The organism is Gardnerella sp. 30-4, from assembly GCF_001641215.1.
Taxonomy (GTDB): domain Bacteria; phylum Actinomycetota; class Actinomycetes; order Actinomycetales; family Bifidobacteriaceae; genus Bifidobacterium; species Bifidobacterium leopoldii.
Genome location: NZ_LXJL01000095.1, coordinates 1 through 9,266, shown reverse-complemented (window position 1 = coordinate 9,266; position 9,266 = coordinate 1). Strand labels below are relative to the sequence as shown.

At 42.6% G+C, this 9,266-nt stretch carries 9 protein-coding genes; 7 read left to right on the top strand and 2 right to left on the bottom strand.

The genetic code is table 11. The features are described from left to right. Positions 1-32 precede the first annotated feature (32 nt). On the top strand, positions 33-836 hold the full coding sequence (locus A5294_RS05455; protein ID WP_064340649.1) for a TIGR00730 family Rossman fold protein: 804 nt from the start codon (positions 33-35) through the stop codon (positions 834-836). A gap of 1 nt (position 837) precedes the next feature. Here the strand turns inward: A5294_RS05455 and A5294_RS05450 are convergent, their stop codons facing one another. Continuing rightward, positions 838-1,923, bottom strand: coding sequence for a succinate dehydrogenase/fumarate reductase iron-sulfur subunit (locus A5294_RS05450; protein ID WP_064340648.1), 1,086 nt, complete (start codon positions 1,921-1,923; stop codon positions 838-840). A 94-nt stretch (positions 1,924-2,017) separates the two neighbouring features. On the opposite strand from A5294_RS05450, the gene A5294_RS05445 reads away from it, so the two are divergent. The 6 genes from A5294_RS05445 (at position 2,018) to era (ending at position 7,646) form a co-directional block, all read left to right on the top strand. Then, positions 2,018-2,815, top strand: a complete 798-nt coding sequence (locus tag A5294_RS05445) for a 16S rRNA (uracil(1498)-N(3))-methyltransferase (RefSeq protein WP_064340647.1) — start codon at positions 2,018-2,020, stop codon at positions 2,813-2,815. A 112-nt stretch (positions 2,816-2,927) separates the two neighbouring features. Continuing rightward, positions 2,928-3,290: a histidine triad nucleotide-binding protein gene (locus A5294_RS05440; protein WP_004106318.1), complete on the top strand. Its 363-nt coding sequence runs from the start codon at positions 2,928-2,930 to the stop codon at positions 3,288-3,290. A 3-nt stretch (positions 3,291-3,293) separates the two neighbouring features. Beyond that, positions 3,294-4,487 carry a PhoH family protein gene (locus tag A5294_RS05435; protein ID WP_064340646.1) on the top strand — a complete coding sequence of 398 codons (1,194 nt, stop codon included), beginning with the start codon at positions 3,294-3,296 and terminating at the stop codon, positions 4,485-4,487. 3 nt (positions 4,488-4,490) lie between these two features. Then, the gene (ybeY, locus tag A5294_RS05430) at positions 4,491-5,051 is read left to right on the top strand and encodes an rRNA maturation RNase YbeY (RefSeq protein ID WP_064340645.1); all 561 of its coding nucleotides are present in this window, start codon (positions 4,491-4,493) and stop codon (positions 5,049-5,051) included. Between the two features lie 20 nt (positions 5,052-5,071). Further along, on the top strand, positions 5,072-6,580 hold the full coding sequence (locus A5294_RS05425) for a hemolysin family protein (protein ID WP_004106315.1): 1,509 nt from the start codon (positions 5,072-5,074) through the stop codon (positions 6,578-6,580). A 4-nt stretch (positions 6,581-6,584) separates the two neighbouring features. Continuing rightward, positions 6,585-7,646: a GTPase Era gene (era, locus tag A5294_RS05420; RefSeq protein WP_032835214.1), complete on the top strand. Its 1,062-nt coding sequence runs from the start codon at positions 6,585-6,587 to the stop codon at positions 7,644-7,646. A 190-nt stretch (positions 7,647-7,836) separates the two neighbouring features. Here era and A5294_RS05415 read toward each other — a convergent pair. After that, on the bottom strand, positions 7,837-9,266 hold a 1,430-nt coding region (locus A5294_RS05415), incomplete at its 5' end, for a CAP domain-containing protein (protein WP_231880204.1).

The window sequence follows — 9,266 nt, the reverse complement described above, 5'->3', positions numbered from 1 at the left end:
ATATATTTGAAAGTAAATTTCTAGGAGAAATCATGTTTAATAGTAAAGAAGATTTTTCAGTAGATGTTCCACCTTGGAATAACACGTATCATCGTGGTTCTGTTGTGATGCGCGGTTCTATGATTCCTAAGGAGAGCACTACAGAGACGCTTCTTCGTAACGATAACAATCAGCAGCTTGTTTCTGGAGTTGGTGTAGAAGTAGATAAGAGATGGGATTGGCGTAGCGCGGATCCATGGCGTGCGCTTCGTATTCAAGCTGAGTTTGTTGATGGTTTTGACGCGCTCGCATCGTTAGATAAAGCTGTTAGTATTTTTGGTTCTGCTCGAATAAAAGAAGATGATCCTGAGTATTCTTTAGCTCGTACTATGGGTTCAGAGCTTGTAAAACGCGGTTTTGCTGTTATTACAGGTGGCGGTCCTGGAATTATGGAAGCTGCAAACCGTGGAGCTGCAGAAGCTGGTGGTACGTCTGTAGGATTGGGGATTGAGCTTCCTCATGAGCAGGGTTTGAATAAGTGGATTAATCTTGGCATGCAATTTCGGTATTTTTTCGTGCGTAAAACAATGTTTATGAAGTATTCTTCTGGAATTATTGTGTGCCCTGGCGGTTTTGGCACGATGGATGAAATGTTTGAAGCTTTGACTTTAGTGCAAACGCATAAAGTTGCGCGCGTGCCTGTTGTTCTTTTCGGTACTTCGTATTGGAATGGTTTGATTGACTGGCTGAAGTCTACAGTAACTCAACGAGGTTTTATTTCTTCACTCGATCCGCACTTATTTGCTGTCACAGACGACCCAATAGAGGCAGTGCGCATAGCATCTGGAATTGAATAATCTAAGAGTTTTTGCGCTCGTTTACAAGCGTTGTAAGCTGCCAAATTTCTTCGCCAATATCAATTCCGCGAGGGCACTGTCTTGAACATGCTCTAACTGACTGGCATGCGCTAATACCGTCACTGCTGTCTATTAGATCAAGGCGATGCTCTGTTGCATTGTCTCTGGAATCGTAAATAAAACGAGCCGCGTTAACCAATGCTGCAGGCCCAATAAAGGCTTCTCCGCCTGCATAAATTGGGCAAATTCCTTCGCAAGCACCGCACATAATGCAATTGCTCAAAAGCTCAAATTTTTTAAGTTCCTCAGGATGTTGCAAAAACTCAATAAGCTGGAGTTTCCCTTCAGTATTTCTCGTAGAAACGTTAGATGCCTGCAAATAAGGTTCTAAGCGTTTTATTTGCGAAATCATAGGCGAAATATCGCAAATAAGATCTCGTTGAACTGCAAATCCTGAAAGTGGAGCAAGCTCAATAACACCAAAAGTGCCATTTTGCAAAGTGGTAGTCTCTTTAGATTTTTGCTGTAAAGTTGGCGATTTTGTCGACTGTGAGGAGCTGCTAGTAGTGCTAGTTTTTCTAAAGCCTCGAGATTGCACGCTATTTGTGCTTTCAGGACGTGCGTTTGCACCAATAGTTGCACTGCATAGTAAGGTTGGCATGCCATTTACGTTTGCAGCGTCGGAACCGCAAACGCCGTGACCGCATGAGTAGCGGAAAGCTAAAGTTGGGTCGATTGTGCGTTTAATAGTCAGTAAACAGTCAAGAATAGTGTCAGTAGAATGAACGCGTAAACTGTAATCTTGAACCCAATGCTTACCTTGAATTTGTTTTGGAGAAGATTCGTAAGATTCACCGGATTCACTAGATATTCTGGATTCACTAGATTCGGAAGAATTATTTATGTTATTTTCTGAAGAATCTAGTTTTGCGAAAGGATTACTGCGCTTTCTGCGCGCAAAAGGACTTTCTCTGCGCTTGCGCTCTGTCTGTTTACTGTTTGCATCATCTTCAGATTTATTACATGGAGTAAAGCGTGAAATACGCAAAGTAACAAGCGCAGTGTTATCACCAAGCTCATTACTCATTGCAAACCTCCAATACGTACTGTTCTAGTTTGCCACAATACTTGCACAGAAACATTTTTTAGTACTTGGCGCATCCTCACGTTAGGCTTGAACTATGACTGACGCTTTATTTTTGCTTGATACTGATCACGATAATGCTCCTGTGCTTGCAGAAGGAATCGAAGAAGGGTGGACGATTACGCTTCCATCTCAAGTAAAACGTCACGCTATATCTGCCATGCGACTATTAGAAGGCGATGCTTTGCAACTTTCTGACGGCAAAGGCTTGCGCATTCATGCAAAGGTGACGGATGTTGAAAATGGCTTAGTTCGTGTAGAAGCGTTTACTAGGGAAGCTCCGCGAATGACTAGACTTGCACTTGTTCAAGCTTTGGCAAAAACAGGGCACGATGAGCAAGCAATTGATATGGCTACGCAAATTGGCGTGGATGAAGTAATCCCTTGGTGCGCGGATCGTTCAATTGCAAAGTGGAAACCTGGTCGCACAGATAAGCGTTGGAGCCAAGTTTTACAGTCTGCTACAGAGCAATCTCGTCGCGCATGGATGCCTGAACTTCAAGAATGTGTTTCGAGCAAGCAAATAGTTGCAATATGTAGGCGTGCGTGCGTTTACGGAAATCTCGTAATCGTATTGCATCAAGACGCAACTGATTGCTGGAATCAAATAGAACAAGCAGTAAATACTCTTAGCGAGCGCTGTTTGGAGGATGGTAAAGAGCGTACTATTTACGTTTTAGTTGGGCCAGAAGGTGGTATTAGTGACGATGAAGTGTCAATGTTTATTGATGCTGGTGCTAAAAGCTGCGTTTTAGGCAGTAATATTCTTCGCGCATCTACTGCAGGACCTGTAGCTCTTTCTCTTCTTTCGCGTGATTTAGGACGTTACGAATAATCGCATAAATCGTATCTAAAAGTGCTCATAATTGTGTAAAATAATAGGAAGAGTGTCGATTGCTTTTGGCTTAAGGCATTGATTTCATTTAGTAGCAAATAGGGGAGAAACCATGAGTGATATCACTTACAATACTGATGCTGATTGCATTTTTTGTAAAATTGTTGCTGGAGAAATACCGAGCAGCAGAGTTTATGAAGACGATTCGGTAGTTGCTTTTAAAGATATTAATCCTCAAGCAAAAGTGCATGTGCTGATTGTGCCGCGCAATCACTATAAGAATGTTGCTGAGCTTGCTAGTAAAGCTCCTGAAACTTTGGCCCATATTGCTGGTGTTGCACAAAAAATTGCTGATGATGAATTCAACGGTGATTATCGACTCGTATTTAATACTGGTATTGATGCTGGTCAAACAGTGTTTCATGTTCATGCTCATGTATTAACTGGCGAAAAACTTGTAGAAGGTAGCTTGTAAATCGTGACGAAAAGTACTACGCGTTTTGTGCAAATTCCTAGCGAATTAAGCTCGGTTGCAGTTTTAGGTGCTGCAGATGCTGGTTTGCGTGAGGTGGAACATGCTTTTCCAGAAGCAGATATTACTGTGCGAGGCAAAGATGTTCAAATTGTTGCTCGTTCAACTAGAGCAGATGAAGATGCAGCTAAAGCTGAGTATGCGTTTAGGCGCATGATTGATGCAGCTTACGAACAACCTATGGATGCATACGAAGTAAGACGCATGCTTGAGCGTGATATTTTGCATAACGATGAACACAATGTGCGCATAAACCGTATCGGTCATGATGGTGGAGTGCTTGGAAATAGTATTATTTCTTCATCCTATGCAATTAATAATCCTGTTTCGCGCGCTGAAAATGAGTTTTCAAGAGATTCAAGTGAGCTGTTGCCTTCTAGCGAAGAAGCGCATCGCCGTGCTATGAGCAGAAGAGCTCGAATGAGTAAAGGCGTGATCACGTTTGCTGGAGGAAATCCTGTTCGCGCAAAAACTGCTGGGCAAACAGCGTACGTGCAAGCAATGGATTGCAATATTGTAACGTTTGGAATTGGTCCTGCTGGTACTGGAAAAACGTATTTAGCAGTTGCTAAAGCTGTTCGTGCATTGGAAGATGGAAGAGTTCGCAGAATTGTTCTTACTCGTCCTGCTGTTGAAGCTGGCGAAAACTTAGGATTCTTGCCTGGCACTTTAAACGATAAAGTTGATCCATATTTGCGCCCACTCTATGATGCGCTTTCTGATATGCTTGGATCTGCACAACTAAAACGCTATCTTGACGAGAATGTTGTTGAAGTTGCTCCTCTTGCTTATATGCGAGGTCGCACATTAAACGATGCTTTTGTTATTCTTGATGAAGCGCAAAATGCGACTGTTCAACAATTAAAAATGTTCCTAACTCGACTCGGTTTTAATACAACCATGGTGATTACAGGAGATAGCACGCAGGTTGATTTAGCAGTTGTGCGTTCTGGTCTTGTTTCTATTGAGAAGATTTTGGGCGAAGTTAAAGATATTGCTTTTGTGCATTTGCAAGCAGAAGACGTTGTGCGTCATGCTTTGGTTGGTCGTATTGTGGAAGCATACGAAAATTACGATGCAATGCTTGAGCGTAAAAAACGTGAACGTACTAAAGAATCTACTGAGAGGAATAACGGATAAATCATGAGCATTGAAGTCATGAATGAAACAGTGTGGAATATTGACGCTAAAATCTTCTCAGATCTTGGAATGTGGGTTCTTCAACAAATGAAAGTAAGTACGCATTCGGATTTATCGATTACTTTTGTTGATCCAGAGCCAATTGCCTGTTTGCATGAACGTTGGATGAACCTAGAAGGCCCAACGGATGTTATGAGTTTCCCAATGGACGAGCTTACTCCTGGAAGCGATGAAAAAGTTTCTGAAGGAATGCTTGGCGACTTGGTGATTTGCCCATGGGTTGCTCAACAGCAGGCGCTCGCAGCTGGGCATAGTACTATGGAAGAAATGTTGTTGCTAACTATTCACGGCATTTTGCATTTGCTTGGCTACGATCACACTACTCCGGAAGAAGAAAAGCAAATGTTTGGTTTGCAACGTCAACTAATGCTTACTTTTTTCGCTGCTCGATCTGGAGAATTGTATGATGCAACTTTGCCAGAAGGTGCAGTAAACGAGCTTGAGCGTTACGATGCTGAGCATGAAGCGAGTAGCGTCAAAAATAAAAATAAAAAACAGCATTAAAGCGCATTAAGAGCATAATTATGGAATATATTAAGCAAATATTTTCTAGCATATCAGTTCCGCAATTGCCGTTGCATATCTGGATTGGCTTAGCTGCATTGCTTGTGCTGGCAATGCTGCTTGTATGGCTTTCTCTTGCGATGGCTGCTGCAGAAGGGGCAGTGCCTAGAGTTACTCGTGCAAGCTTAAATAATCTTATGATTGAAGCACAAACGCATGATGATGAAACTAGTGCCATAGTGCGTATGCGTCGAATTGCTAGAATCCATCGTGTAAAAAAACTGATTGCTGACCGTTATACAACTTCTGGAGCATGCGCTTTTGTGCGTGTGCTATGTAACGTTTTAGATGGAGTTTTGTTTGCTTCTTTAGCTGCATTTTTCGGCTCGCCTTTATGGGTAACTCTTATTATTGGTGTTGTTGTTTCAGTAGCTGTAGCTGTGATTTCTATTCTTGTTCGCCCACGTTCAGTTGGTGCGGCTCAACCTGTAGCAAAGTTGATGCGACTTTCTCGCATTGTGTCTATTGCTATTGCGATTAATCCTTTAGTGCATATTGCTAGCGATGTTGACGTCACTTCTAGGAAAAAGCATGTTGATCTTTCAGATGATGAAGCTTTGGAAGATATTCAGCTAGATCAAGCAAAGGCGAGTATTGATCGACTTGTTGAAGCGAATGATTTCGATCCGGAAGTTTCGGAAATGATGCGCAATGTGCTCACGCTTTCAGATACTTTGACTCGCGAAATAATGGTACCTAGAACCGATATGATTTGCGTAAAAAGCGACGAAACGCTGGAAAATTTCCTTAAATTATGCTCTCGTTCAGGATTTTCTCGAGTTCCCGTTATTGGAGATTCTGTAGATGATTTAGTAGGTGTTGCTTATCTGAAGGATGCTGTACGCGCTACTGTGTTTAATCCTGCAGCATCTTCTAGAGCAGTTGAAACAATTAGCCGAGACCCTATGCTTGTTCCTGAGTCGAAGCCGGTTGACGATTTATTCCATGAAATGCAACGAATTCGCCAGCATGTGGCAGTAGTGGTTGACGAATACGGCGGTATTGCAGGCTTGGTTACTATTGAGGATGCTATTGAGCAAATTGTTGGCGAGTTGGAAGATGAGCACGATCGCACTCAGCATGCAGATCCAGAAGAAATACGTGACGGCGTGTGGAAGATGCCTGCTCGAACGTCAATCGCAGATTTGGAAGATATTTTTGAAGTTCATATTGACGAAGACGATGTGGATACTGTGTTTGGTTTGCTTACGAAGTTGATTGGTAATGTGCCGATTGTTGGTTCCAGCGCTGTTACAAGAGGACTAAAATTAACTGCTGTAGATTCAGCTGGTAGGCGAAAGAAAGTATCTACTATTTTAGTAGAACGAGATGCACAAGTTTTGGAAGAGTCTAAGGATTCTAAGGATAATCAAAATGACATTAGCTCTTCCGAAAAATCTGCTGAAAGCAAACAAACCAATGCTTTGAAGCAAGCTAGTACTATGAAACAAACGAATATGCTGAAATAAAGAACTGGACGGTAAGAATAACGTGAATAATATTAACAACTTCGACGACACTGATGACTTCGACGACGAGATGTTTGCAAATCTAGACGCTTCAACTCGCGCAACGATTTCTACTCCTGATTTTCACGGTTATCGTTCCGGTTTCGTAGCTGTAGTTGGTAGACCAAACGTTGGTAAGTCTACGCTTATGAATGCTCTTATTGGTACGCAAATTGCTATTGCGTCGTCTCGTCCGGAAACTACGCGTAAAGCTATTCGAGGGATTGTTACTACCGATAATGCACAAATGGTGTTGGTTGATACTCCAGGTATTCACCGTCCTCGTACGCTTCTTGGTCAGCGTTTGAACGATATTGTTGACGAGTCACTTTCAGATGTTGACGCGATTGCATTTTTGCTTCCAGCAGACCAGGAGATTGGTCCTGGGGATAGGCGAATTCTGAGTCGACTTCGTTCTGATTTTGCTAAAAAAGATGAGAAGGGCAATTGGACTTGGAAAGTTCCGCTTATCGGTATTGTTACGAAAATTGATACGCTTAGCCGCAGCGAGTTAGTTGAGCATTTGCTTCAAATACAACAGTTTGCTGATTTTACGGATATCGTGCCGGTTAGTGCGTTGGAACGCGACAATGTTGACGAAGTTAAGAATGTTTTGATTCAAAACTTGCCTGAAGGTCCGCAAATGTATCCGGCGGATCAGCTTAGTGAGGAAAGCCCAGAAAGCATGATTTCGGAGCTTATTCGCGGCGCATTTTTGGAAGAGTTGGACGACGAGTTGCCTCATTCTTTAGCTGTTGTAGTTGACGATATTGTGTATCCGGGCGGTGGAGAGGATACTCAATACGACGACAATAAAGCGCATGTGCTTGTATCTGTTTATGTTGAGCGTGATTCTCAAAAGCCGATTATTATTGGCCATCGTGCGGAGCATTTAGTGCGCGTAAAGAAGCGTTTGCGCACGGCTGTAAATCGTATTACTGGCACAAAAGCTGTGCTTGAATTGCATGTGAAGGTTGCAAAAGGATGGCAGAGCGATCCTAAGAAGCTTGAGCGTTTGGGGTTCTAGTAGAGCATATTTACTTATTTTGTGACAATCTACTTAATAAGTAATAATGGTTTCTGTGGAAGTGATTATGAGAGTAACCTTACTCAAGTTGAAAACACAATTCTTTGCAAATAAGTTGTAATAAAAAGTGACGCAACGGTGAATGCCGCTGCGTCACTTCATTTTTGTTTGTTAATTAGATTTCAGCTTCTTACAGAAGTGTGTCAGGATCAACTACAGGGGTATCCGTAGTGCTAGATGCAGGTAAAGTAGTTGAAGCGTTGGAGCCGTTTAAGTCTCCGAAGTTGAAGTCTCCGATGTTGGTTCCGCTGAAGTCGGTGGTGTTGCCTAAGCCGAAGTTGAAGTCTCCGATGTTGGTTCCGCTGAAGTCGGTGGTGTTGCCTAAGCCGAAGTTGAAGTCTCCGATGTTGGTTCCGCCGAAGTCGGTGGTGTTGCCCAAGCCGAAGTTGAAGTCTCCTAAGCCGAAGTTAGAAGAATTGATATCTCCTACACCAATATTGTAATCGGAATGGCTAAAGCTTGGATATTCTTCTGGAATATTGATATTTGGCATAACATCTGGTGTAACAGTATGATCTACTTCAGGATCTGACGGCACGGTGTGGTCAGGAACTGACGGCACGGTGTGGTCAGGAACCGATGGCACGGTGTGATCAGGAACCGACGGCACGGTGTGATCAGGAACTGACGGTGTTGGTGTTTGGCTGGAAGATCCACCATTACCATTGATGTACCTGTCAATAAGTTGTTTGTATTGTTCGATTGTGAAAGGAGCGCTTTCTGTTGAAGCATCCCATGCTGCAATGCTACCGTACTCATTACTAATGTTTCCAGTAGTGAATCCCATTGAACCAAGTGAGCCGTTAATGAAGTTCAAATAGTGACCAACTTCGCCTTCTGGAGCCTCTTGTCCACGTGACTTGTATTCGTCGTAAACTTTCTTTTCGTCTGTAATCCACTGCTTCATTGCGCCAGTCATTGTTTCAGGTGTTGTGCCACCGGTGTATGAACCATCGCCGTAATCAGCCCAAGCCAAATTTTCATAAGTATTATAGTGACGAGCATGACCGATGTAGTTTGCAGAATAGAATGCATCGTTAATTGCATCAGCGGTTAATTGGAGGCTTACGCCCATAGGACTTAATCCTATGCTTTGGCGATAAGCATTAATTGCTTGCATATAAGATATTGCTTTGCTTAAGCGAGAAAGAGAATCTGGGTAAATATCTCCTTTTCCTAAAGTCACCTTTGAGTCGTACCAGCTTGGCTTATTTAATTGTCCGGTCAAAGTTTCGTAAGCTTTGCGAGCATCTTCGCGCTGTGCCGCAGTAAGAGAAGGATCGTTCATTGCAAATCTAAAAAGACCTGCGGCAGTCTTTTCTACACTGCTTTGTGAAGTTGTTGCGCCTTTTGTTAGTGGAGCTGATGCTACATTGTAAGTGACTTTATTGTTAGGAATGAGAACAGTAGGTTGTTTTAAATCAGTTTCGTTTGCATATGCACTATTGGCAGTAACTGCAAACATTGAGATAGAAGCCCCAGTTAAAATTACCGCTACGCTTGCGGCAGTAAGTTTCTTAGAAAAAGTATTTGAATAAACTTTTCTTTCAGATTTTATAG

Bases quoted from the DNA above. Each gene is read 5' to 3' on its own strand.
- A5294_RS05455 (WP_064340649.1), top strand. From the start codon at position 33: ATGTTTAATAGTAAAGAAGATTTTTCAGTAGATGTTCCACCTTGGAAT.
- A5294_RS05450 (WP_064340648.1), bottom strand. From the start codon at position 1,923: ATGAGTAATGAGCTTGGTGATAACACTGCGCTTGTTACTTTGCGTATT.
- A5294_RS05445 (WP_064340647.1), top strand. From the start codon at position 2,018: ATGACTGACGCTTTATTTTTGCTTGATACTGATCACGATAATGCTCCT.
- A5294_RS05440 (WP_004106318.1), top strand. From the start codon at position 2,928: ATGAGTGATATCACTTACAATACTGATGCTGATTGCATTTTTTGTAAA.
- ybeY (WP_064340645.1), top strand. From the start codon at position 4,491: ATGAGCATTGAAGTCATGAATGAAACAGTGTGGAATATTGACGCTAAA.
- A5294_RS05425 (WP_004106315.1), top strand. From the start codon at position 5,072: ATGGAATATATTAAGCAAATATTTTCTAGCATATCAGTTCCGCAATTG.